This window comes from Pseudomonas sp. LBUM1669, from assembly GCF_059695705.1.
The window spans coordinates 5,892,631-5,916,308 of sequence record NZ_CP166784.1 but is presented as its reverse complement, the minus strand read 5'-3'; the positions used below and the strand labels follow the sequence as shown (position 1 = coordinate 5,916,308).

Genomic DNA, 23,678 nt, shown 5'->3' with positions numbered 1-23,678 from the left:
GAAGGGGCCCGCCCAGTCACCGGAGATCTCAGGCTTCACTGGTGTCCTTGATCAGATGCGCCGCCAATGTCCGCAACGGCCCCAACTGCCGGCAGATCAACGCCAACTGCGTCTGCACCAACCGCTGCCCTTCATCGATCTCATCCGGCATCTGCTCCAACTCATTGGCCAGCGCCTCTTCGGCATCGCTCTGAATCGCAATCGGCTGTTTGCTCGCCAACCCGTGTGCGATCTCGTCGATGCTGGTCGCCAGAGTCACGCCCGCGCCGTCGATCAAAAGCTCGCGCACATCCGGCGGTAACTGGGTTTCACGGTGCGCACCCAATCCAGACAAGTAGCTGAGCAACGTGTGCGACAGCACCAGGAAGCGAAACCCGACATCCGCTTCCTTACGGAAATGCCCCGGCTCCATGAGCATGTTGGCCAACGTCGTCGACAGTGCCGCGTCAGCGTTGTGCGCATTACGTCGGGCCAGTCGATACGCCAAGTCGTCGCTCTTGCCGGCGGCGTATTGCTGCATGATCTGGCGCAGATAAATGCTGTTGCAGGTCAGGGTATTGGCCAGCACTTTATTCAGGCGTCGGCCCTGCCAGTCCGGCAGGAACAGGAATACCGCGAGCCCGGCGATCAGGCTGCCGAGCAAGGTGTCGAACAGCCGCGGCAGGAACAGCCCGTAACCATCACCGACCTGATTGAAGCAGAACAGCACCATCAAGGTGATCGCGGCGGTCGCCAACGTGTAGCGGGTGGTGCGGTTGATAAAGAACACCACCCCGGCAGCAATTGCGAAGCACGACTGGATCAAGGGATTGGGGAACAGATCGAACAGCGCCCAAGCCACCGTCAGGCCAATTGCGGTGCCGATGATCCGTTGCCCGAGTTTGCGCCGGGTAGCGCCGTAGTTCGGTTGGCAGACAAACAGCGTGGTGAGGATGATCCAGTAACCCTGCGAGGGGTGAATCAAGTGCACCATGCCGTAGCCGATGCTCAGCGCCAGGGGCAGGCGCAGTGCATGACGGAACAGCAGCGAGGTCGGCGTCAGCTGCGTGCGCAAGCGAATCCACACATCCTTGAGGTTGCGCGGCGAGCGGTCGAGCAGGCTGCTGTCGGTGGCGTCGGCCAAGGCGTCGGGGTTGCTGGCATCGCTGAGCAAACGGTCGAGGGTGCCTAGGTTGGCGGCCAATGCCCGCAATGAACGCAGCAGACCGCGCCAGGCCGGGTTGCTCTGGATGCGCAGGTGTTCGATGGAGGCGTGCAGATCGCTCAGCGCTTCGGCGAAGCTGGCGTCATAGATGAACGGCTGGCGCATCTGGATCGATTCCGCCAACGCCCGGCAGGCTTTGCCTTGCTGGCGCAGCAGGCGCTGGCAGCGGAACAGCACGTCGCTGTGAAAGAACGCCTCGGCCAGCGCGTTGTAAGGGTAGTGCGAAGAGCTGGCGCGCTCGTGGATGTCTTGGGCGAGGAAGTACAGCTTGAGGTAGCGGCTGACTTTCGAGCCCGGCCGTCCATTGCCGACCCGGTGCAGGATGATTTCCTTGGCGGCGTTGAGCGCCGCCACCACCCGACCGTTTTGCTGCGCCAGTTCCAGTCGGCGCGCTTCCACGTCCATCTGACGGATCGGCTCGAACAGCGATGCTTTGAGTTTCAGGTAATAACCCAATTCTCGGAACAACCGCGCCAGGCTCTGCTGCACCGGCTGGTTGGAAAACATCGCCTGCCACAGCACCGAGAGCAAGCCGTACCAGGCCGCACCGGCCACCAGCAGCACCGGTTCGTGCCAGAAGTCGGTGACCGCACCGCCGCGCTGGTCCACGCCGATCATGGTGTAGACCGACAGAATCAACGTCGCCGAGGCTATCGCGCCATAGCGCTCACCGAGGGCGCCGAGCATGGTCAGGCCGAAACTGGCGAGGGCCAGGGCGATGATGAAGATGATGGGGTAGGGGAAAAGCAATTCGACGGAGAGGGCGGCGACGCTGAAGCACACCAGCGTCACGGCCAGCGCATTGAGGCGGCCTTGCCAACTGTCGTCGGTCTCGGCCAGGGCGCTGGCGATGATCCCCAGGAACAATGGGATCAGCAGCCCCATTTCATCCTGATACCAACAGACGGCCATGCTGCCGGTCAGGGCGATGAACACCCGCACGCTGTAGCTGAATTTATCCAGCGCCCAGAGACGGCGCAGAGACTGACGAAATGAGGTCGATGACATGAAGTGCGAAGGCCTTCCGAGGCAATGCCGCTAAATTGAGCCAGTAATGACGCCGACGCAATGGCGCCGATCACATCTGACAGCAAAATCTGTTCCTTGATTGTTCTCTGTTCTCTGTTCTCTGTTCTCTGTTCGGACGCCTTCGCGGGCAAGCCTCGCTCCTACAGGATCGAGGTTTGCCGTAATTTTATATACGACGCATAACCTGTAGGAGCGAGGCTTGCCCGCGAAGAACGATAACGCGGTCGATCAGACGTATTGCGCGGCAGCGTATCCGGAGGCCCAGGCCCATTGGAAGTTGAAGCCGCCCAGGTGGCCGGTCACATCAAGCACTTCACCGATGAAATACAGGCCAGGGCTTTTCAGCGACTCCATGGTCTTGGACGACACTTCATGAGTGTCGACACCGCCCAAGGTCACTTCCGCAGTGCGATAGCCTTCAGTGCCGGCAGGAACCACTTTCCAGCTCGCCAGTTTTTCGGCGATGTCGGCGATTTCCGCATGGGTGTATTGCTTCATCGGTTTGGAGACGAACCAATTGTCCGCCAGCAGGTTGGCCATCTTCTTGGTGAAGATTTCACCGAGCAGGGTTTTCAACTCGCTGTTCGGGCGTTCGGCTTGCTGCTGTTGCAGCCAGCTTGGCACGTCGTGGTCCGGCATCAGGTTGATCTCGACCGTGTCGCCGGATTCCCAGAACGAGGAAATCTGCAAAATCGCCGGACCACTGAGGCCGCGGTGGGTGAACAGGATGTTCTCGCGAAAACTCTGCTCGTTGCAGCTCACCAGGCAATCCACCGAGGTGCCGGACAGCTCGGTGCACAGTTCCTTGAGCTGATCGGTAATGGTGAACGGCACGAGGCCGGCGCGGGTCGGCAGCAGGTCGTGACCGAACTGCCTGGCCACTTGATAACCGAAGCCGGTGGCGCCCAGGGTCGGGATCGACAGACCGCCCGTGGCGATCACCAGGGATTCACAGGTCAGTTGGCCGAGCGTGGTGTCCAGCAAGTAACCGCTCTCGAGCTTCTCGATGGTCTGGATCGAGGTGTCCAGGTGCAGGCTGACGCCGACCTGATCGCATTCGGTGAGCAGCATCTCAAGGATGTCGCTGGATTTGTTATCGCAGAACAGCTGGCCGAGTTTCTTCTCGTGGTATGGCACGCCGTGCTTGGCGACCATGCCGATGAAATCCCACTGGGTGTAGCGCGCCAGTGCGGATTTGCAGAAGTGTTCGTTCTGCGAGAGGAAATTGCCCGGTTCGGTGTACATGTTGGTGAAATTGCAGCGGCCACCACCCGACATCAGGATTTTCTTGCCGGCCTTGTTCGCATGGTCGAGCAACATCACCTTGCGCCCACGCCCGGCGGCGGTCAGCGCACACATCAACCCTGCGGCGCCAGCGCCAATGATCACGACTTCGGTAGAGCGCAAAACGGTGTCCTCACTCAAATCTCAGGATTTACCCCGATCCCTGTAGGAGCGAGGCTTGCCCGCGAAGAACGATAACGCGGTGAATCAGACACACCGAGTGTTCGTTCTTCGCGGGCAAGCCTCGCTCCTACAAGGGGCCGCGGCGTTCTTAGAGGATGCGAACGCGCAGCGAACGGCCTTTGATCTTGCCGTCGTTCAGGCGCTGCAAGGCTTGCTTGGCGATCCCGCGTTCAACAGCCACATACGCCTGGAAGTCGAAAATCGCGATCTTGCCGACCTGAGCGCCCGGAATACCGGCATCGCCCGTCAACGCACCCAGAATGTCGCCCGGACGCACTTTGTCTTTACGGCCCGCGCCGATGACCAGCGTGCTCATCACCGGCAGCAGCGGTGCGCCGCCCTGGGATTTGAGGTTGTCCAACTGATCCCAGCTCAACGGCGACTTCTGCAGTAGCTCGATGGCCTGGGCGCGGTGGGCTTCGGACGGCGCGACGAGGCTGATCGCGATGCCTTTCTCGCCAGCACGACCGGTACGGCCGACACGGTGAATGTGGATTTCCGAATCACGGGCCAGTTCGACGTTGATCACCATGTCCAGCGCGTCGATGTCCAGGCCGCGAGCGGCAACGTCGGTGGCGACCAGAACCGAAGTACTGCGGTTGGCGAACATCGCCAGCACCTGGTCGCGGTCACGCTGTTCCAGATCGCCGTGCAGGCCGACGGCGGAGATGCCTTTGGCGGTCAGGTGATCAACGGTTTCCTGAACTTGCTGCTTGGTGAAGCAGAAGGCGACGCAGGACGCCGGACGGTGATGCGCAAGGACTTTGACCACTGCGTCCATGCGTTCTTCCGGGGAAATCTCGTAGAAGCGCTGCTCGATCTGCGTGTCGTCGTGGAACGCTTCAGCCTTCACGATCTGCGGGTTACGCATGAATTTCGCCGCCAATTGCTTGATGCCCGTCGGGTAGGTGGCGGAGAACAGCAGGGTCTGACGGCGTTCAGGGCTCTGGGCGATGATTTCTTCGATGGAATCGTAGAAACCCATGTCGAGCATGCGGTCGGCTTCGTCGAGGATCAGGGTGTTCAGGCCATGGAGAATCAGCGAACCCTTGCGCAGGTGCTGCTGAATACGACCCGGGGTGCCGACGATGATGTGCGCGCCGTGCTCCAGCGAGCCGATCTGCGGGCCGAAAGCCACGCCGCCGCACAGGGTCAGGACCTTGATGTTGTCTTCGGCACGGGCCAGACGACGGATTTCCTTGGCGACCTGGTCGGCCAACTCGCGAGTCGGGCAAATGACCAGCGCCTGGCAACCGAAGAAGCGCGGATTGATCGGGTTCAGCAGGCCGACACCGAAGGCGGCGGTCTTGCCGCTGCCGGTCTTGGCCTGGGCGATCAGGTCCATTCCCTTGAGGATCACCGGCAAGCTTTGCGCCTGGATCGGCGTCATCTGGGCATAACCGAGGGAGTCGAGGTTAGCCAGCATGGCGGCGGACAGCGGCAAAGTATTAAAAGCGGTGGCGATGGTGGTCACGGGACTGGCCTGCAAAACAAAATGTCGCGCAGTGTATCAGTCCCGTGGCCATTCGCCCTAAGGCTCTATGTGCTCTTCCGGACGTTTGACGCGCCGTCCGTCTTCCTTTGAGAGCTGGGAGAAGATCGTCGCGGCCAGCATTGCCATGATTCCGACCGTTACAAAGGTCAGCTGGAACGCGCCCAAAACCGTGTCCACGCCATCGTTGCCGACTTCTGTGGTGAACCCGCCGAGCAAGGCGCCGGCGCAGGCAACGCCCAGGCTCAGGGACAATTGCGCGACCACCGACAGCAGGCTGTTGCCGCTGCTGGCGCTGGCGTCGTCGAGGTCGATCAGGGTCACGGTGTTCATGGCGGTGAACTGCAAGGAGTTGATCGCCCCCAGAATCGATAGCATCACCAGCAGCAACCAGTACGGCGTTTGTTCGCTGACCAGCCCCATGCTCGCCAGCATCAGCCCCAGCGCCAAGGTGTTGCCGGTGAGCACGATGCGATAGCCCAGGCGTTCAATCAGCGGTCGCGCCACCGACTTGGCGACCATCGCCGCAGCGGCCAGCGGCAACATGCTCATCCCGGCCTGGGATGGCGAATATCCAAGCGCCACTTGCAACAGCAACGGCACGAGAAACGGCAGGGCACCACTGCCCAGTCGAGCGAAGAGGTTACCGAGGATGCCCACGGCAAACGTCCGGGTCTTGAACAGCGACGGCGCGAACAGCGGATTTTCGATGTGCCCGGCCCGCAACCAGTACGCCGCTAGACAGGCCATGCCGCCGAACAGCAGCAACATCACGCGCAAGTGCGGCAGGTGCAATTCGCCGAGACCTTCCATGGCGACGGTGATCAGCACCATCGCCGCACCAAACAGCAAAAAGCCCAGGCTGTCGAAGCGGGTGCGTTCAGTGCCGCGCAGGTCGGGGATGAATTTCCACACGGCGTAGCAACCGACAGCGCCGACCGGCAGGTTGATCAGGAAGATCCAGTGCCAGGTCAGGTATTCCACCATCCAGCCGCCCATGGTCGGCCCGATCAACGGACCGAGCAGGCCGGGAATGGTGATGAAACCCATAATCCGCACCAGCTCCGAGCGTGGGTACGCCCTGAGTACCACGAGTCGCCCGACCGGCAACATCAATGCCCCGCCCAGGCCCTGAATCACCCGGGCGCCGATCAACATGCTCAGGGTGCTGGACAAGGCGCAGAGCAACGAGCCGAGGCTGAACAGCAAGATGGCACCGAAGAAGATTTTCTTGGTGCCGAAACGGTCGGCGATCCAGCCGGAGGCGGGGATCAGCAAGGCGACGGTGAGCATATAGGCAATGATCACGCCCTGCATGCGCAGCGGATCCTCGGCCAGGTCCCGGGCCATGGCGGGCAGGGCGGTGTTGAGGATGGTCCCGTCGAGGGATTGCATGAAGAACGCGATGGCGACGACCCAAGGCACCCAGCGGGCGGTGACAGCGTCGAGAGGCGGGCGGTTAGGCATGGGACCTCTTGTGGGTTGAAATTAATGCAAGGTCAAGGCTGGCACTGACCTCTGTGGCGAGGGAGCTTGCTCCCGCTCGGCTGCGAAGCAGTCGTAAATCCTGAGAATGCGGTTTAACGGGTAAACCGCATGTACCGGTTTGGGGCCGCTTCGCGACCCAGCGGGAGCAAGCTCCCTCGCCACAGGGCTATGTGTTTACAGGGTCAGCGTCAGTCGTCTGATCAGCGCGCCGGGCAACAACGCCGAGGCCGTGGCCCGCTGGCTGTAGGTGCTGGCCGACAACATCAGCTCACGCTCCTCGGTCAACGCTTCCAGCTGCGATCCCAGCAAACTGTAGGCGCTGTCATCAAAGCGCATGGTGCTCACCGGCGCCTGAATCTCGCCGTTCTCGACCCAGAAGGTCGCAAACCGCGTCATGCCGGTCAGGCGTGCCGCCGGTTGGTCCGAGTAGTTCAGGTACCAGAGGTTGCTGATGTACAAGCCAGTGCCCAGTTGCTTGAGAATCTCTGCATCAGGCAGCGTACCGCCGGCCATGTTCACTGCACTCGGCATTTCGCCGCCGCTGGCGCCATTGGCGGTCAGGCCGTACTCGGCCGCACTGCGTGAACTGACCATCTGCGCGCCCGCCTTGCCTGCGACGATCAACCCAAGATCGCTGCGCGGATAACCTTCGCCGGAAAACGCCGGGCTCAACGAACCGCTGACCTTTTCATCCACCGACACCAACGGGCTGAACGCACTGTCGCCCGCGTAAAGTTTCTGCAGCGGGCTGTTTTTGCTCGCAATCGACTGCGCCGAGAAACCGCCCCAGCCCAGCATGTCCATGATTTCTCCCAAGGCTGCCGGCGCCAGATAGGCGCGGTATTGACCGGGCGCCAGGGTGTGTTGCGGTCTGCCGAGAAACGCCAACTGCTCGCGTGCCTGTGCAAAGCGCTTGGCAAACCCTTCGCTGTTCCAGTCGTGCCCGGCGTAACTGGCTTTCACCGCCTGGCCGTTTTCATGGACCAGACTGAAGTCGAAGTTGAAGCTGTTGGCCTGGTGCCAACCGAACGCACCCAAAGAACTGGCGAAACCACGGCTGATCGGGCCGGCGGCGTAGAAGCCGACCAGATCCAGCCCCTCGGCCGCCTGAGTGATTTCAGCGACCACTTGCTCGGTGTCCGGCAGCGGGTGATCTTGAACATTCTTGCTCTGCCAACCGTTGTGATTGAGCAGCAGGTAGGGATCCTGCGGAAGCAGCGGCAAGGTTTCGCGCAACTGTTGCAGACCTTCGGCCAGACGCTGAACGTCGACTTCCGCATCACCGGAAAGCGTAATGTTCAGGTCGGCATGCCGACCCTCGTTGATCAGTTTGAAACCGACACTCCCCTGCTGTACCTGACCAGCCTGACGAACCTTGGCGTGGTTGAAGCGCACGAAGGCCGAGGATTCGGCGGCGTAGCTGAGGGTGAATTGTTCCGGCTCGCGAATCGCATCGCGCAGCCAATTGACCAAGGCCTTGAACGCATCGGCCTGACTTTTTGAAGTACTCATCAGGCATCCCCCCCAAACACATCAACGTTGCTGAACACACAGGCCGGCGAGGCATGGCCGACGCGGATCACCTGGTTCGGTTCGCCCTTGCCGCAGTTTGGCGTGCCCAGGACCTTGACGGAGTTGGCATCGCCAACGGCGCTGAGGCTTTTCCAGAACTGCGCGGAAATCGCCCGGTAGTTCGGGTTCTTGACCACGCCTTTGAGTTCGCCGTTTTCGATCAGTTGGCCCCATTCACAGCCGAACTGGAATTTGTTGCGGGCATCGTCGATGGACCAGGACCGGTTGGTGCTCATCAAGATGCCGTGCTCGATGTTGCCGATCATCTGCTCCAGCGGTTGATCGCCGGCCTCGATGTTCAGGTTGGCCATGCGATCGATTGGCGGACGGTTCCAGCTGCAGGCGCGGCTGTTGGCCACGCCATCCATGCCCGCGCGAAACTGCGACAGCGCGCCGCCCAATGGGCGCAGCAGCAAGCCTTCTTTAATCAGGAATTGTTTGCTCGCGGCAGTACCGTCGTCGTCATGGCCGTAACTGGCGAGTTGCTCGGGGATGTCCGGATCGAAGGTCACGTTGAGCAGTTTGGAGCCGTATTGCAGGCGGCCGAAGTCTTCTGCCTTGACGAAACTGGTACCGGCGTAATTGCGCTCGTCACCGAGGATGCGGTCCAGTTCCAGCGGGTGCCCGATGGACTCGTGGATCTGCAGCATCATCTGGTCCGGCATCAACAGCAGATCACGCGGGCCTTTCGGGGTGTTCGGCGCCAGCAGCAATTGCAGCGCCTGATCGGCGATTTTCGGACCGGCGCCGACCAGGCCGCAGCGGCTGATCACATCAAAACCACCCTGTTGACCGAAGTTCTCGCGGCCCAGGGTTCGGGTCTGGCTGTCGTTGCCGTCGTAGGCGGTGACTTCCAGGCTCGGGTAGACGAACCGCTGGGCCTGGCGCAGTTCGGCGCCAGCGTTGCTGAGGTAGATCTGTTCGACATTAGTGATGCCGATGCTCACTTCCCAGTTCACCAGTCGCTCATCCTTGGGCACGGCGGCGGATTCGGCGCCGAGCAGTTGGTAGCAATCGCTCAGGGACGGGAATGGCTGGTCCAGGTTCGGCGAAAAGTAGTCGGCGCGGTCGCTGGAGACGGTTTGCTCACGCAGGTCGAGCAGGGCGTGGGGCTTGAGTCGGCGGGCTTGTTGCTCGGCCTTCTCCAGTGCGGCTTGCAGACCTTGTTGCGACAGGTCGTTGGTCGCGGCGTAGGCTTCGACGCCGTTGACGCGCACGGTCAGCATCGCGCCTTCGTCACGGCTCAGGCTGGGAGGTTCAGCGACGTTCTTGCGCACCGATAGGTACTGGCCGGACTCGCGCACATAACGCAGCGAAAAGAATTCAGCGCCCGTGCGCAAGGCAGCGAAGCGCTGCTTGAGCTGGGGGTGGAAATCGAACATTCGGGAACCTCCTTGGTCTGGAGTGGCGGTGTATCGATGTTGCGAGGGGGGTGAAACGTTTGCGTGGCGCTAGATTAGGCCTGCGCGGGGGGTAGGATCAAGGGCGGAGCGATGTAGGAAGGGATTACCAAGGTGTGTCAGATGGGGATGTGTTGTTTGGTAGGGCCTCTTCGCGAGCAAGCCCGCTCCCACACTGGATCTTCAGTGAACACAAAATTCGTGCACACCCGAGATCCAATGTGGGAGCGGGCTTGCTCGCGAAGGCAGCACCGCGGTGTAACGGTCTTACTGAGCAGTAGCGCTCACTTCCCGCAGCGGCTTGCCACGCACCGGCGCATCGCCGGCCACGAAGTAATCAGCCTTGCTGCGCGGCAATGGCTGGCGACCACGGATCTTGTCGGCGATTTTCTCGGCGATCATGATCGTCGGCGCGTTCAGGTTGCCGGTGGTGATGATCGGCATGATCGAGGCATCGACCACACGCAGGCTCTGCATGCCGTGCACACGACCTTCAGCGTCAACCACGGCCATTTCGTCGGTGCCCATCTTGCACGAGCAGGATGGGTGGAATGCAGTTTCGGCGTGTTCGCGGATGAACTTGTCGAGCTGCTCATCGGTTTGCACGTCGATGCCCGGGCTGATTTCGCGGCCACGGAACGCGTCCAGTGCAGGCTGTTGCATGATTTCACGGGTCAGGCGGATGCCATCGCGAAATTCCTGCCAGTCCTGCTCGGTGGCCATGTAGTTGAACAGGATGCTCGGGTACTCGCGCGGATCCTTGGACTTGGCCTGGATGCGACCGCGGCTTGGCGAACGCATGGAACCCATGTGCGCCTGGAAACCGTGCTCTTTCACACCGTTGCTGCCGTTGTAGTTAATGGCAACTGGCAGGAAGTGGTACTGGATGTTCGGCCAATCGAACTCTTCGCGGGTACGGATGAAACCGCCGGCTTCGAACTGGTTGCTGGCGCCGATGCCGGTGCCGTTGAACAGCCACTCGGCACCGATGGCCGGCTGGTTGTACCAGAGCAGCGACGGGTACAGCGAGACCGGTTGGGTGCAGGCGTATTGCAGGTACAACTCGAGGTGGTCCTGCAGGTTTTCGCCGACACCTGGCAGGTCATGGACCACCGGGATGTCGAGCTTGTTCAGCAGTTCGGCCGGGCCGACGCCGGAGCGTTGCAGGATCTGCGGCGACGCGATGGCGCCGGAGCACAGCAGCACTTCCTTGCGGGCGCGGGCTTCAACGCGCTCTTCAGCGGCGCCGATCAGGTAACGCACGCCAACCGCACGCTTGCCTTCAAACAGGATCTTGTCGGTCAGGGCGTGGGTGACGATGGTCAGGGTCGAGCGCTTCTTGGCGATGTCCAGGTAACCGCGAGCGGTGCTGGCGCGACGGCCGTTCGGCGTCACGGTGCGGTCCATCGGGCCGAAGCCTTCTTGCTGGTAACCGTTCAAGTCTTCGGTGCGCGGATAGCCGGCTTGCACGCCTGCTTCAACCATCGCGTGGAACAGCGGGTTGTTGCCGGCTTTCGGCGTGGTCACGCTGACCGGACCGTCGCCACCGTGGTAGTCGTTCGGGCCGATGTCGCGGGTTTCAGCCTTGCGGAAATACGGCAGGCAGTTCAAGTAGTCCCAGTCTTCCAGGCCTGGCAGTTTGGCCCAGTTGTCGTAGTCCATCGCGTTGCCGCGGATGTAGCACATGCCGTTGATCAGCGAAGAACCACCCAGGCCCTTGCCGCGACCGCATTCCATCCGGCGACCGTCCATGTGTGGCTCTGGATCGGTTTCGTAGCCCCAGTTGTAGCGACGACCTTGCAGCGGGAACGCCAAAGCGGCCGGCATTTGCGTGCGGAAGTCTAAACGGTAGTCCGGGCCGCCGGCTTCGAGCAGCAGGACGGTGACACCTTCGTCTTCAGTCAGACGGGTCGCCAGGGTGTTACCGGCCGAGCCGGCACCGATGATGATGTAATCGAATTCTTGGGACATTGAATGCACCCTCTTTGAAGTTGGTCAGGTCACGGCCATGGCGAGTGCTGCGCACTCGATTCGCGGGCAAGCCTCGCTCCTACAGGTTTTGCGTCGTGCAGAAAACCTGCGGCAAACCCCGATCCCGTAGGAGCGAGGCTTGCCCGCGAAGACGGCCTGGCAGGCGAAGCAGATGCCTGCTTAGAAAACCGAGGCGTAATCGCCCAGTTCGACCTGTACCGATTTGATGCGTGTGAAGTTGTTCAGCGAGCTGATGCCGTTCTCACGGCCCACGCCCGACTGCTTGTAGCCGCCGACCGGCATCTTGGCGTCGGACTCGCCCCAGGCGTTGATCCAGCAGATACCGGCTTCCAGTTGATGAATCACGCGGTGAGCGCGGTTCAGGTCTTTGGTGACAACGCCAGCGGCCAGGCCGAAGTCGGTGTCGTTGGCACGACGGATCACTTCTTCTTCGGTTTCGTAGGTCAGGATCGCCATGACCGGGCCGAAGATTTCTTCGCGAACGATGGTCATCTCGTCGGTGCAGTCGGTGAACACGGTCGGTGCCACGAACGCGCCTTTGGCGAACTCGCCCTCGGTCAGACGGTTGCCGCCGCACAGCACGCGAGCGCCTTCTTCCTTACCTTTGGCGATGTAGCCGAGCACGCTTTCCATGTGGGCGAAGCTGACCAGCGGGCCGAAGTTGGTGTTTTCGTCTTCCGGGTTGCCGATGCGGATGCGTGCAACGCGCTCAGCGATTTTGGCTTCGAAAGCAGCTTTCAGGTGAGTCGGTACAAACACGCGAGTGCCGTTGGTGCAGACCTGACCGGAGCTGTAGAAGTTGGCCATCATCGCGGTGTCGGCGGCGCGATCGAGGTCGGCGTCGTCGAAGATGATCAGCGGGGATTTGCCGCCCAGTTCCATGGTCACGTCTTTGAGCGACGAAGCGGAAGCGCTGGCCATGACCTTCTTGCCGGTGTCGGTGCCGCCGGTGAAGGAGATTTTTTCGATGCGTGGGTGCTCGGTCAGCCAGGTGCCGACTTCACGGCCGCTGCCGGTCAGAACGTTGAACACGCCAGCCGGAACGCCTGCTTCGGTGTAGATCTCGGCCAGTTTCAGCGTGGTCAGGGAAGTGACTTCGCTTGGCTTGAAGATCATCGCGTTACCGGCCGCAAGGGCAGGTGCGGATTTCCACAAGGCGATCTGGATCGGGTAGTTCCACGCGCCGATACCGGCGACGACGCCCAGCGGCTCGCGACGGGTGTAGACGAACGACGTGGTACGCAGCGGGATCTGCTCGCCTTCGATGGCAGGCACCAGGCCTGCGTAGTATTCCAGCACGTCAGCACCGGTGACGATGTCGACATACTTGGTTTCGGAGAACGACTTGCCGGTGTCCAGGGTTTCCAGGGCGGCCAGTTCATCGTTGCGCTCGCGCAGGATGTCCACGGCACGACGCAGGATGCGCGAACGCTCCATGGCGGTCATTGCGGCCCAGATTTTCTGGCCCTTTTCGGCGCTGACCACTGCGCGCTCGACGTCTTCCTTGGTCGCACGTTGTACTTTTGCGAGGACTTCACCGTTAGCCGGGTTGATGGCTTCGAAAGTGGCGTCGCTGCTGGCGTCGGAGTAACCGCCATCGATGTAAAGTTTTTGCAGTTCGAAACGGGCCATAGTGTCCTCGCAAGTGCATAAGTGGTTGGCGTAGGCCACTGGAGTGATGCCATATGGTTGTGGCAACACCGATCAGCAGCAGTTCAGGGGCTGAGCGTTTTATGTGTGCTCTAACTCACCTGCTTGGCCAATTGGAAATCCATGTATTCGTAAGCGATCCGGTGCGCCTGCTCAGTGTCGAAAGCATCTCCCGACAGCGCGCCGCGCAACCACAAACCGTCAATGAGGGCTGCCAGGCCCCGGGCGGCACTGCGCGCGTCATCGAGCGGCAATACACGGCGGAACTGGCAGCACAGGTTGGAATACAGGCGGTGATCGTTGATCCGCTGCAACCTGTGCAAAGACGGGTGGTGCATGCTGGTGGCCCAGAAGGCCAACCAGGTTTTCATTGCCGGGCCATTGACCTGGCTGGCGTCGAAGTTGCCTTCGATGATCACCTGGAGGTGCGCCCGCGGGCTGCTGTCCTCCAGCGCCTGACGGCGCGCGGTGACGTTCTCGCTGAGGACACTCATCAGGTACTGCGCCGTGGCAGCGATCAGGCCGTTCTTGTCCTGAAAATAGTGACTGATGATGCCATTCGAGACACCGGCCAAACGGGCGATCAGCGCAATGCTGGCGTCCCCCATTCCGACCTGATCAACCGCCTGCAATGTGGCTTCGATCAACTGCTGGCGGCGGATGGGTTGCATACCGACCTTGGGCATCTTGCACATCTCCTTAGGCCTTCCGGTGGTCGTCAAACGTCCATCGGATTGAAGGCCAGTCTATTTTGTTTTGATTGAACGTTCAATCAACAAAGAATAAGATCTGCGACAAATCGTCGCTGCCTACAGGTTTTTCCTACGCGTAGTTGGCGGAAAAACGACATCCGAAATCGCTCGAAACCCACGCGCACTGGCGCTCCCGGGCTTCGGGCTTTTTTCGGGGTGTCTTTATATCACCCGTCGGTCGGCTGCCAACTAACCGATTAGTCGGGTATCGCGTTGCCTTGTGTTCTTCTCTCGCACTGCCTGGAGCATCTGTGCCATGAGTTCTGCCTCTCTTATAAAGACCCCACCCGAGAAGGTGACGGTCAACGGTTGGGTGTTCTACACCTCTACCGCGTTGATTCTGTTGTTGACCGCCATTCTGATCATCGCCCCGCAAGAGGCTGGCAGATTGCTCGGCATCGCCCAGGCCTGGTTGTCCCGCAGCTTCGGCTGGTACTACATGGTGGTGATTGCCGCCTACCTGGTATTTGTCGTGGGCCTGGCGTTTTCGTCCTACGGCAAGCTCAAGCTGGGCAGCAAGGACGACACCCCGGACTTCAGCTACGGCGCTTGGGCGGGGATGCTGTTCTCGTCGGGTATCGGCATCTCGCTGCTGTACTTCGGTGCTTCCGAGCCGCTGGACCACTACTTCAATCCGCCCGAAGGCGTGGCCGCCAGCAACATGGCCGCGCGTCAGGCTGTGCAACTGACATTCCTGCATTGGGGCCTGCATGGCTGGGCGATTTACGCCTTGGTCGGCCTGGCCGTGGCTTACTTTGCCTACCGTCATAACCAGCCACTGGCGTTGCGTTCGGCGCTGTATCCGCTGGTCGGCGAGCGTTGGGTCAAAGGTGCGGCAGGTCATGCGGTGGACGGCTTCGGCATGTTCGTGACCCTGCTGGGGCTGGTGACGAACCTGGGGATTGGTTCGCTGCAAGTGTCGTCCGGGCTGGAAAACCTGTTCGGCATGGAACACAACAACACCAACCTGCTGATCGTGATCATCGTGATGAGCACCGTGGCGACCATCGCTGCCGTGTCCGGCGTGGAAAACGGTATTCGTCGTCTGTCCAACCTGAACATCGTGCTGTTCAGCGGGCTGCTGATTTTCGTGCTGCTGTTCGGCCCGACTTTGCACTTGCTTAACGGCTTCGTGCAGAACATCGGTGACTACCTGAACGGCATCGTGCTGAAAACCTTCGACCTTTATGTGTACGAAGGCAGCACCGAGAAGACCGAACGCTGGATGGGCCTGTGGACCCTGTTCTACTGGGCCTGGTGGATTTCCTGGGCGCCATTCGTGGGCATGTTCATTGCGCGTATTTCCCGTGGTCGCACGGTGCGTGAACTGGTGGCCGGTGTGCTGCTGATTCCGCTGGGTTTCACTCTGGCGTGGTTGTCGATCTTCGGTAACTCGGCCCTGGACCTGGTGATGAACCATGGGGCGGTGGAGCTCGGGAAGACGGCGCTCGAACAGCCGTCGATGGCGATCTACCAATTGCTTGAGCATTACCCGGCATCGAAGATTGTGATCGGTGTGTCGATCTTCGTCGGTTTCGTGCTGTTCCTGACCCCGGCGGATTCCGGTGCGGTGATGATGGCCAACCTTTCGTGCAAGGGCGGCAACGTCGACGAAGACGCCCCGAACTGGCTGCGGATCTTCTGGTCGGCGGTGATCACGCTGGTGACCGTCGGCCTGCTGTTCGCCGGTAACTTCGAAGCCATGCAAACCATGGTGGTGCTGGCCGGTCTGCCGTTCTCGGTGGTGCTGGTGTTCTTCATGTTCGGCTTGCACAAGGCGATGCGCCAGGACGTGCAGATCGAACAGGAACAAGCCGAGTTGGCGGCGCGTGGCCGTCGTGGCTTCAGCGAGCGTTTGACGCAGCTGGATTTGCAGCCGAATCAGTCGATCGTTCAGCGTTTCATGGACAAGCAAGTCAGCCCGGCGCTGGAAGATGCGGCCGTGCAATTGCGTGCCCAGGGTCTGGACGTGCAAACGTTGCTGGGCAAGTCCAAGCGTTGCATGGGCGTGCGCATCGAGATGGAAGAGGGCAACCCTTTTGTCTACGAAGTGAGCCTGGATGGCTATCTGGCGGCGGCGAGCGACACGGTCTCGGCTGAAAGCGCTGACGAACCGCGTGCACGCTATTACCGCGCCGAGGTTTACCTGCACAACGGCAGCCAGGATTACGACTTGATGGGCTTCACTCAGGATCAGATCACCCGTGACGTGCTCGATCAGTTTGAAAGCCATCGGCAGCTCCTTGGCCGGGTCTATAGCTGAGTTTCGATAGGGCGCTGTGTTTCTGTCTGAAGCACCGCCTCGGCTTCATCGCCAGCAGGCTGGCTCCCACAAGAGAATGCATTCCAATGTGGGAGCCAGCCTGCTGGCGATGGGGTTTTCAACTTCAATACTGCATCACCCGATATCCCATAAACAAAAACGCCGCGATCCTCTCGCGGCGTTTTTGTGCCTGCTGCCTTAACCCAGGTTCTTGCCGAGCAGTGCGTGATACAGCTCGCTGTCGCCCAGAATCCCGACCACCTTGTTGTTGTCGTGCAGCACCAGCTTATTGCCAGTCTGATAACGAATCTGCAACGCATCGCGCATGCCGATGTTCGAGTCCACCAGCGTTGGCCGACGACCCAGGCCTTCGACCGCCTGCCCTGGAATCCAGTTCTGCAGGTCCAGGCTTGCACCGTTCTGGCGGGCGCCTTTGATGGTGTTGCCTTCGGCCAGGTCCAGCCACGAATCGCCGCCCGGATCGAGGCACACCGAACCGTTGATGCGTTTGCAGTTGTCCAGGGTGCGCATCAGGCTGCGACCGCACAGCACGTTCAGCGGATTGGTGTGCGCGACGAAGGTCCGCACGTAGTCGTCCGCCGGGTTGAGCACGATCTCTTCCGGCACGCTGTACTGGATGATCCGGCCGTCTTTCATGATTGCGATACGGCTGCCCAGCTTCAGGGCTTCATCGAGGTCGTGGCTCACGAACACAATGGTTTTGCTCAGCTTGCTTTGCAGTTCCAGCAATTCGTCCTGCAGGCCTTGGCGGATCAGCGGGTCGAGCGCCGAGAACGGTTCGTCCATTAGCAGAATGTCGGCATCCATCGCCAGCGCACGTGCCAGGCCCACGCGTTGCTGCATACCGCCGGAGAGTTCGTCAGGCTTCTTGTTGCGCCACTGGGTCAGGCCTACTAGCTCAAGCTTGTCGTCCACCAATTTGCGCCGTTCTTTCTCCGGGCGACCCTGCATTTCCAGACCGAAACTGATGTTCTCGCGCACCGTCAGCCACGGCATCAGGGCGAACTTCTGGAACACCATCGCGATGCGCTTGGTGCGCATCATTTTCAGTTCTGCTGGGGTGCAGGAAGCGATGTCGATCTGCTTGCCTTCGTGCTCGACGAACAACTTGCCACGGCTCACGGTGTTGAGGCCGTTGATGCAGCGCAGCAGGCTGGATTTGCCGGAGCCGGACAGACCCATCAGCACGCAGATTTCGCCTTTTTCCACGTCCAGGCTGGCTTTTTCAACGCCGACGATCTGCCCGGTTTTTTTCAGAATCTGGTCGCGGGTCATGCCTTGGTCGAGGAGCTTGAGCGCCTCACGTGGATCTTTGGAGAAGATTACGTCGACGTCTTCGAAGCGAATAATGCTCATGCGTCACCCCCTACTTTAGCGTCGGGTTGTTTGCAGATACGGTCGAGCATGATCGCCAGCAGCACGATAGCCAACCCGGCTTCGAAACCCAGGGCTATATCGGCGGTGTTCAGTGCGTTGACCACAGGTTTGCCCAAGCCGTCGGCGCCCACCAGAGCCGCAATCACCACCATCGACAACGACAGCATGATGCACTGGGTGATACCGGCCGCGATGCTTGGCATGGCGTAAGGCAGTTCGATGCGTGCGAGTAACTGGCGGCGCGAGCAGCCGAAGGCTTTGCCGGCGTCCATCAGTTCTGCGGGAACATCGCGGATACCCAGGTAGGTCAGGCGGATAGGCGCGGCAATCGCGAACACCACCGTCGAGATCAGACCTGGGACCACACCCAGCCCGAAGAGGGTCAGGGTAGGAATGAGGTACACAAACGTCGGCACGGTCTGCATCAGATCGAGCACCGGCCGCATCAGTGTGTAGAACATCGGTTTGTGCGCCGCGATGATACCCAACGGTACGCCGATGACCACGCAGACCAGGGTCGCGAAGAGCACCTGGGCGAGGGTTTCCATGGTTTCCTGCCAGTACCCCAGATTGAGGATCAGCAGAAAGGAGGCAATGACGAAAACGGTCAGCCCCCACTTTCGTTGAATGAAGTGAGCCAGTAGCGCGATGAGGCCGATCAATGCCAGCGGGTTGAACCAGGTCAGCGCAAAAGTCACACCGTGGATCATCGTTTCCAGTGACACGGCGATGGCGTCGAAGGTGTTGGCGCCGTGTTGCGTCAACCATTCAACGAAGCCCGCTATGTACTGGCCTAGAGGTAATTTCTGATCAATCAGCATGGTAGTGAACGTCCGCATGCAAGGAAATAAACAGCCCGGACGACCGAAGTCGTCCGGCGTAAGCGATTACTGCGCGAGCTTGGCTTTCACGGCCTCCAGGCCTGGTTTACCGTCAATGGTGGTCACGCCAGCGAGCCAGGTATCGAGGACCTGTGGATTCTTTTTCAGCCAGGCCTTGGCGGCCGCGTCAGGCTTCATTTTGTCGTCCAGGACGTTGCCCATCAGGGTGCTTTCCATGTCGAGGGTGAACGCCAGGTTTTTCAGCAACTGACCGACGTTGCTGCATTCCTGCGCGTAGCCCTTGCGGGTGTTGGTGAAGATGGTCGCCTGACCGAAGTTCGGGCCGAAGAAGTCGTCGCCGCCAGTCAGGTACTTCATCTTGAAACGGGTGTTCATCGGGTGCGGTTCCCAGCCCAGGAACACCACGGCGGTGTTGCGGCGCTGGGCGCGATCGACTTGCGAGAGCATGCCTGCCTCGCTGGACTCGACCACCTTGAAGCCGGCGTCTTTCAGGCCGAAGGCGTTCTTGTCGATCATGCTCTGGATCAGGCGGTTACCGTCGTTGCCTGGTTCGATGCCATAGATCTTGCCGTCGAGTTCTTTCTTGAATTTGGCGATGTCGGCGAAATCTTTCAGACCCTTGTTATACAACTCTTCGGGCACGGCGAGTGTGTATTTTGCGTTTTCCAGGTTGGCCCGCAGGGTCTCCACGGTGCCGGCATCACGGTAAGCCTTGATGTCGTTTTCCATGGTCGGCATCCAGTTCCCCAGGAACACGTCCATGTTCTTTCCGTCGGCCAGGGACTTGTAGGTCACCGGAACGGAAATCATCGTGGTTTTGGTCTTGTAGCCCAGGGCATCGAGAACGACGCTGGTGGTGGCGGTGGTGACGGTAATGTCAGTCCAGCCGACATCGGAGAAGTTTACGGTGCTGCACTGAGCGGGTTCTGCAGCTTGAGCCAGTAACGGCAGACTCAGCATGGCGGCCAACAACAACGACGGGGAACCTTTCATGGGTGGACTCCTTGGTGTTTTTTTTGGCAGTGTTCCGACTGGACCACCGCACTTATAGGTTGCGGTTGGATGGCGTTTTGGAGACAGCTCTACCAAGGCGCCTTGCAATCGAGTCGATACGATCATGTACCAGTGAAAATCTGACGCCTACAGGGTGCGTCGTAACCAGTACAGGGATGGTCGCATCCAGTGTTGGTGAGGTCGTTTACAGCTATTTTCAGCCCTTTCTGCTCCTTTGAACCGTAAAAAAACCGTGAAAACGTAGCGCTGACGGCTCGCGGCGTTAGTGGGCATGAGTGCGTCGGTGTGAGACGTCGAACGACACGGCAAAAGCCTGATGATGCGGCCATCTCGGCGGATTGCAGCTTGAGCGTAGCAGCTCCGTCACTGGGCGCTTTTGCGTCTGGAGTTGGCACATCCAGGAGTTCGGCAGTAATGGCTATCAGTGTTTTCGACCTGTTCAAAATCGGCATCGGCCCTTCCAGTTCGCACACCGTGGGACCTATGCGGGCCGCCGCGCTGTTCGTGCAGGGTTTGCGTGAGCAGGGCCTTTTGGAACAAGTGCGGCGCGTTGAAGTTCAGCTTTATGGCTCACTATCGGCCACCGGCATCGGTCACGGCAGCGACAATGCCGTGATCATGGGCCTGATGGGCGAGTGGCCGGACGCGATTGATCCGTCGCAAATCGGCATTCGCATCGAAACCCTGCGCGAGACCCACACGCTGTTGCTCGACGGTCGCCTGTCGGTGCCGTTTATCTGGGCCCGCGACATGCGCCTGATCGACGAAAACCTGCCGTTTCACCCCAACGCCATGACCCTGGTCGCCGAAGGCGATGACGGCGAGCTGCATCGCGACACCTACTATTCCATCGGCGGTGGTTTTGTCGTGGATGAAGCACAGGCTTCCAGCGGCGTGGTCGATCTGGATCGCACCGTGTTGCCATACGATTTCTCCAGCGCTGTCGAACTGCTCAGCCTGTGCCAGAAGCACAACCTGCGCGTCGCCGAATTGATGATGGCTAACGAGAAGGTCTGGCGCAGCGAGGAAGAGATTCGCAGCGGCCTGATGAAGCTCTGGCGCGCCATGCAGGATTGCGTCGATCAGGGTCTGAAACACGAAGGCATCCTGCCCGGCGGACTGAATGTGCGCCGTCGTGCGGCCAAGTTGCATCGCAGCCTGCAAGAGCTGGGCAAACCCAACGTCATCGGCTCGACCTTGAGCGCCATGGAATGGGTCAATCTGTTCGCCCTGGCGGTCAACGAAGAGAACGCCGCCGGTGGGCGCATGGTCACGGCACCGACCAACGGAGCGGCGGGGATCATTCCGGCGGTGTTGCACTACTTTATGAAGTTCAGCGAGGCGGTGACGGACGCCAACGTGGTCGACTACTTCCTCAGTGCCGCGGCAGTGGGGATTCTGTGCAAGAAGAACGCTTCGATTTCTGGTGCCGAGGTCGGTTGTCAGGGCGAAGTCGGTTCAGCCTGTGCGATGGCTGCGGCTGGCTTGGCGGAGATCCTGGGTGCCACGCCGGAGCAGCTGTGCAACGCAGCGGAAATCGGCCTGGAACACAACCTGGGCCTGACCTGTGACCCGGTGGGCGGGCTGGTTCAAGTGCCGTGCATCGAGCGCAATGCGATTGCCGCGGTAAAAGCCATCAACGCGGCGCAGATGGCGCTGCGCGGGGATGGTCAGCACTTTATCTCGCTGGATCGGGTGATCCGCACCATGCGTGATACCGGCGCGGACATGCATGACAAATATAAAGAGACCTCGCGGGGCGGGTTAGCGGTAAGTGCCGTCGAGTGCTGAGACCGAGGTGCCTGCTTCGCGGGCAAGCCTCGCTCCTACAGAATTGAAGTCGATCACGAAGTATTGGCAGCCTCGCCCTTGTAGGAACGAGGCTTGCCCGCGAAGGCGTCAGACCAGTCAAAACTGCGCGCTAAGTGAACACATAATCCCAAGCGCGCCACCTTTTAGCGCGTCGCTTACAGATAAGCGACTTCCCCCGGATCAGGGATCCAACCTGGCCATTACCGCCTGTCACCTGTGCTTGCGGTGACACTCTCCAACAAGTCGCCGTAGCCCTGTTCCCACAAGTGCTACCGATTTGCTCAAGCCCAACGGGGCAGAGCGCCTCCCTCCGTAAATGGCACTTATAACCCCTACTCGCGGCACGGCTTATATAGACACGCCGCGACGTCGTTTTCAGGAGTTATTGAATGACCATTCAACTTTAGGCATGGCAATTGCTCTGTCATTACAAAGCCCGTCTCCCACGCGAGAACGATGGCAATAACAAGAGCCTCCGCCTGAGGCCATCACCCGCTTTGTGTGAGGAGATACCGCGATGACGACGTTCAACTCCGGGGCTCAACCCCAGAACCGTGCGCCTCAATCCATCGGCTTTCTGCTGCTGGACAATTTCACGCTTATTTCTCTGGCCTCCGCAGTAGAACCCCTGCGCATGGCCAACCAATTGTCCGGCCGCGAGCTGTATCGCTGGACCACGCTCACCGTCGACGGCGGTCAGGTCTGGGCCAGTGATGGTCTGCAGATCACCCCCGATTGCTCCATGCACAAAGCACCCGCCCTGGACACCATCATTGTCTGCGGCGGCATCGGTATCCAGCGCACCGTTACCCGCGAACACGTGTCGTGGCTGCAAAGCCAGGCGCGTCAGTCTCGCCGTCTCGGCGCGGTCTGCACCGGCAGCTGGGCCCTGGCCTGCGCCGGTCTGCTGGACGGTTTTGATTGCAGCGTGCACTGGGAATGCCTGGCCTCGATGCAGGAAGCGTTCCCCCGTGTAGCCATGAGCACACGCTTGTTCACCCTCGACCGTAACCGTTTCACCAGCTCCGGCGGCACCGCGCCGCTGGACATGATGCTGCACCTGATCAGTCGCGATCATGGCCGTGAACTGTCGGCAGCGATCTCGGAAATGTTCGTCTACGAGCGCATCCGCAACGAGCAGGATCACCAGCGCGTGCCGCTCAAGCACATGCTGGGCACCAACCAGCCGAAGTTGCAGGAAATCGTCGCGCTGATGGAAGCCAACCTGGAAGAGCCGATCGACCTCGACGAACTGGCGGTGTACGTCGCTGTTTCCCGTCGTCAGCTGGAGCGCCTGTTCCAGAAATACCTGCACTGCTCGCCGTCGCGCTACTACCTCAAACTGCGCCTGATCCGTGCCCGGCAGTTGCTCAAGCAAACGCCGATGTCGATCATCGAAGTGGCGTCGGTCTGCGGCTTCGTGTCCACGCCGCACTTCTCCAAGTGCTACCGCGAATACTTCGGCATTCCACCGCGTGACGAACGCGTAGGCTCCAACACCACGCAACAGGTAGCGATGATGCCGCTTCCGCAGGCACTGGTGCTTTCGCCGCTGTCCGGGCCGTTGTCGGCGCTGAGTCAGGCGCGCAATGAGTCGACGTTCGCCAGCGTAAGGCTCTAGACCGAGGCGCCTTCATTCGCGGGCAAGCCTCGCTCCTACAGGTTTTTTATCGATCGCGATGTTTCGATACGACGCCAACCCTGTAGGAGCGAGGCTTGCCCGCGAAGGCGTCCGCTTAGGCGCTACGGCTTTGCTGATACTCCGCCAACGCAGGTAGCAATTGCTTGTCGATCGCTTGGCGCACAGCGGGCAGGATGGTCGCGCTGCTGGTGTACATCTGCTTGACCATAGTCCGCAGTTCCGTTGCCCGTTCGTTGTTCAAACCTCGTACCGCGCACTCGCAGGCCTGCTCGGCGTTAGCGCCGGGGGGCACGGCAAATCCCAATGCCTTGAGCTGGCCCAACAGGTCTTCCTGGTCAATCAAATCGGCGTACATCATGACGCAATCCTTCTTCAGGGAACGGTGTCGTGATTCGATTCTCATAGGGGCAAGGGGTGGCGGCAAGGATGATTTGTCGCAATGGCCGCATTACCTATGAACAGGTCGTTTTCGGCTAACTTGCGAGAGGGGAGAGTGGGCACACTGGATTCAGCTGGCTTCACGAAGGTTTGGTCACCCTCGCGCAACGGCTCCTCAACAGTACCCTCCTCAGCTCCGATCCTGTCACGGCTTGATCGGGGTTTTTTTTGCCTGTGAATCAGGAGGGCATTAGGTGTCTGGGCTGACGCATTCGCGGGCAAG

General features: G+C 60.3%; 16 protein-coding genes. 3 read left to right on the top strand and 13 right to left on the bottom strand.

What is annotated here, in order from left to right; genetic code table 11:
* Window positions 1-28: 28 nt before the first annotated feature.
* The 9 genes from yccS to betI all read right to left on the bottom strand — a co-directional run bounded on the left by yccS (window position 29) and on the right by betI (window position 13,980).
* Window positions 29-2,212 (bottom strand): YccS family putative transporter, encoded by a 2,184-nt coding sequence (gene yccS, locus ACA051_RS27525; protein ID WP_497372652.1) that lies wholly within the window; start codon window positions 2,210-2,212, stop codon window positions 29-31.
* Window positions 2,213-2,461: 249 nt separating this feature from the next.
* Window positions 2,462-3,640, bottom strand: a complete 1,179-nt coding sequence (locus ACA051_RS27520) for a BaiN/RdsA family NAD(P)/FAD-dependent oxidoreductase (protein WP_497306045.1) — start codon at window positions 3,638-3,640, stop codon at window positions 2,462-2,464.
* A gap of 148 nt (window positions 3,641-3,788) precedes the next feature.
* Complete coding sequence (gene dbpA / locus ACA051_RS27515; RefSeq protein WP_497310674.1) at window positions 3,789-5,126, bottom strand: ATP-dependent RNA helicase DbpA; 1,338 nt, start codon at window positions 5,124-5,126, stop codon at window positions 3,789-3,791.
* 105 nt (window positions 5,127-5,231) lie between these two features.
* Window positions 5,232-6,659, bottom strand: a complete 1,428-nt coding sequence (mdtD, locus tag ACA051_RS27510; protein WP_497372650.1) for a multidrug transporter subunit MdtD — start codon at window positions 6,657-6,659, stop codon at window positions 5,232-5,234.
* A 195-nt stretch (window positions 6,660-6,854) separates the two neighbouring features.
* Window positions 6,855-8,192, bottom strand: coding sequence for a TldD/PmbA family protein (locus ACA051_RS27505; RefSeq protein ID WP_497306042.1), 1,338 nt, complete (start codon window positions 8,190-8,192; stop codon window positions 6,855-6,857).
* Window positions 8,192-9,634, bottom strand: coding sequence for a TldD/PmbA family protein (locus ACA051_RS27500; RefSeq protein ID WP_497306041.1), 1,443 nt, complete (start codon window positions 9,632-9,634; stop codon window positions 8,192-8,194). Before ACA051_RS27500 ends, ACA051_RS27505 begins: the two co-directional genes overlap by 1 nt.
* Window positions 9,635-9,919: 285 nt before the next feature.
* The gene (gene betA, locus ACA051_RS27495) at window positions 9,920-11,623 is read right to left on the bottom strand and encodes a choline dehydrogenase (RefSeq protein ID WP_497306040.1); all 1,704 of its coding nucleotides are present in this window, start codon (window positions 11,621-11,623) and stop codon (window positions 9,920-9,922) included.
* 180 nt (window positions 11,624-11,803) lie between these two features.
* Window positions 11,804-13,276: a betaine-aldehyde dehydrogenase gene (betB, locus tag ACA051_RS27490; RefSeq protein WP_497372648.1), complete on the bottom strand. Its 1,473-nt coding sequence runs from the start codon at window positions 13,274-13,276 to the stop codon at window positions 11,804-11,806.
* A 110-nt stretch (window positions 13,277-13,386) separates the two neighbouring features.
* On the bottom strand, window positions 13,387-13,980 hold the full coding sequence (gene betI / locus ACA051_RS27485) for a transcriptional regulator BetI (protein WP_010466984.1): 594 nt from the start codon (window positions 13,978-13,980) through the stop codon (window positions 13,387-13,389).
* A 379-nt stretch (window positions 13,981-14,359) separates the two neighbouring features.
* On the opposite strand from betI, the gene ACA051_RS27480 reads away from it, so the two are divergent.
* Window positions 14,360-16,309, top strand: a complete 1,950-nt coding sequence (locus tag ACA051_RS27480) for a BCCT family transporter (protein WP_497310673.1) — start codon at window positions 14,360-14,362, stop codon at window positions 16,307-16,309.
* A gap of 198 nt (window positions 16,310-16,507) precedes the next feature.
* Here ACA051_RS27480 and choV read toward each other — a convergent pair whose 3' ends face one another.
* The 3 genes from choV to ACA051_RS27465 form a co-directional block, all read right to left on the bottom strand.
* Window positions 16,508-17,686, bottom strand: a complete 1,179-nt coding sequence (choV, locus tag ACA051_RS27475) for a choline ABC transporter ATP-binding protein (RefSeq protein WP_010466986.1) — start codon at window positions 17,684-17,686, stop codon at window positions 16,508-16,510.
* Window positions 17,683-18,528, bottom strand: a complete 846-nt coding sequence (gene choW / locus ACA051_RS27470) for a choline ABC transporter permease subunit (RefSeq protein WP_497306036.1) — start codon at window positions 18,526-18,528, stop codon at window positions 17,683-17,685. Before choW ends, choV begins: the two co-directional genes overlap by 4 nt.
* A 66-nt stretch (window positions 18,529-18,594) precedes the next feature.
* Entirely contained in the window at window positions 18,595-19,542 is a 948-nt protein-coding gene (locus ACA051_RS27465; protein ID WP_497306035.1) for a choline ABC transporter substrate-binding protein, read from the bottom strand.
* Window positions 19,543-19,977: 435 nt separating this feature from the next.
* On the opposite strand from ACA051_RS27465, the gene ACA051_RS27460 reads away from it, so the two are divergent.
* Both ACA051_RS27460 and gbdR read left to right on the top strand, forming a co-directional pair.
* A complete protein-coding gene (locus tag ACA051_RS27460) occupies window positions 19,978-21,354 on the top strand; it encodes an L-serine ammonia-lyase (RefSeq protein ID WP_497372646.1) in 1,377 nt (458 codons plus the stop codon).
* A gap of 538 nt (window positions 21,355-21,892) precedes the next feature.
* On the top strand, window positions 21,893-22,996 hold the full coding sequence (gene gbdR / locus ACA051_RS27455; protein ID WP_201198415.1) for a choline metabolism transcriptional regulator GbdR: 1,104 nt from the start codon (window positions 21,893-21,895) through the stop codon (window positions 22,994-22,996).
* 115 nt (window positions 22,997-23,111) lie between these two features.
* Here the strand turns inward: gbdR and ACA051_RS27450 are convergent, their stop codons facing one another.
* A complete protein-coding gene (locus ACA051_RS27450; protein WP_109635469.1) occupies window positions 23,112-23,375 on the bottom strand; it encodes a hypothetical protein in 264 nt (87 codons plus the stop codon).
* Window positions 23,376-23,678: the final 303 nt, after the last annotated feature.

What these genes read in the sequence shown, in the direction of transcription:
- choV (WP_010466986.1), bottom strand. Translation starts at nt 17,686, where the DNA reads ATGAGCATTATTCGCTTCGAAGACGTCGACGTAATCTTCTCCAAAGAT.
- ACA051_RS27460 (WP_497372646.1), top strand. Translation starts at nt 19,978, where the DNA reads ATGGCTATCAGTGTTTTCGACCTGTTCAAAATCGGCATCGGCCCTTCC.
- ACA051_RS27505 (WP_497306042.1), bottom strand. Translation starts at nt 8,192, where the DNA reads ATGAGTACTTCAAAAAGTCAGGCCGATGCGTTCAAGGCCTTGGTCAAT.
- betB (WP_497372648.1), bottom strand. Translation starts at nt 13,276, where the DNA reads ATGGCCCGTTTCGAACTGCAAAAACTTTACATCGATGGCGGTTACTCC.
- dbpA (WP_497310674.1), bottom strand. Translation starts at nt 5,126, where the DNA reads ATGCTGGCTAACCTCGACTCCCTCGGTTATGCCCAGATGACGCCGATC.
- ACA051_RS27465 (WP_497306035.1), bottom strand. Translation starts at nt 19,542, where the DNA reads ATGAAAGGTTCCCCGTCGTTGTTGTTGGCCGCCATGCTGAGTCTGCCG.
- choW (WP_497306036.1), bottom strand. Translation starts at nt 18,528, where the DNA reads ATGCTGATTGATCAGAAATTACCTCTAGGCCAGTACATAGCGGGCTTC.
- ACA051_RS27500 (WP_497306041.1), bottom strand. Translation starts at nt 9,634, where the DNA reads ATGTTCGATTTCCACCCCCAGCTCAAGCAGCGCTTCGCTGCCTTGCGC.
- gbdR (WP_201198415.1), top strand. Translation starts at nt 21,893, where the DNA reads ATGACGACGTTCAACTCCGGGGCTCAACCCCAGAACCGTGCGCCTCAA.
- yccS (WP_497372652.1), bottom strand. Translation starts at nt 2,212, where the DNA reads ATGTCATCGACCTCATTTCGTCAGTCTCTGCGCCGTCTCTGGGCGCTG.
- ACA051_RS27450 (WP_109635469.1), bottom strand. Translation starts at nt 23,375, where the DNA reads ATGATGTACGCCGATTTGATTGACCAGGAAGACCTGTTGGGCCAGCTC.
- betI (WP_010466984.1), bottom strand. Translation starts at nt 13,980, where the DNA reads ATGCCCAAGGTCGGTATGCAACCCATCCGCCGCCAGCAGTTGATCGAA.
- betA (WP_497306040.1), bottom strand. Translation starts at nt 11,623, where the DNA reads ATGTCCCAAGAATTCGATTACATCATCATCGGTGCCGGCTCGGCCGGT.
- mdtD (WP_497372650.1), bottom strand. Translation starts at nt 6,659, where the DNA reads ATGCCTAACCGCCCGCCTCTCGACGCTGTCACCGCCCGCTGGGTGCCT.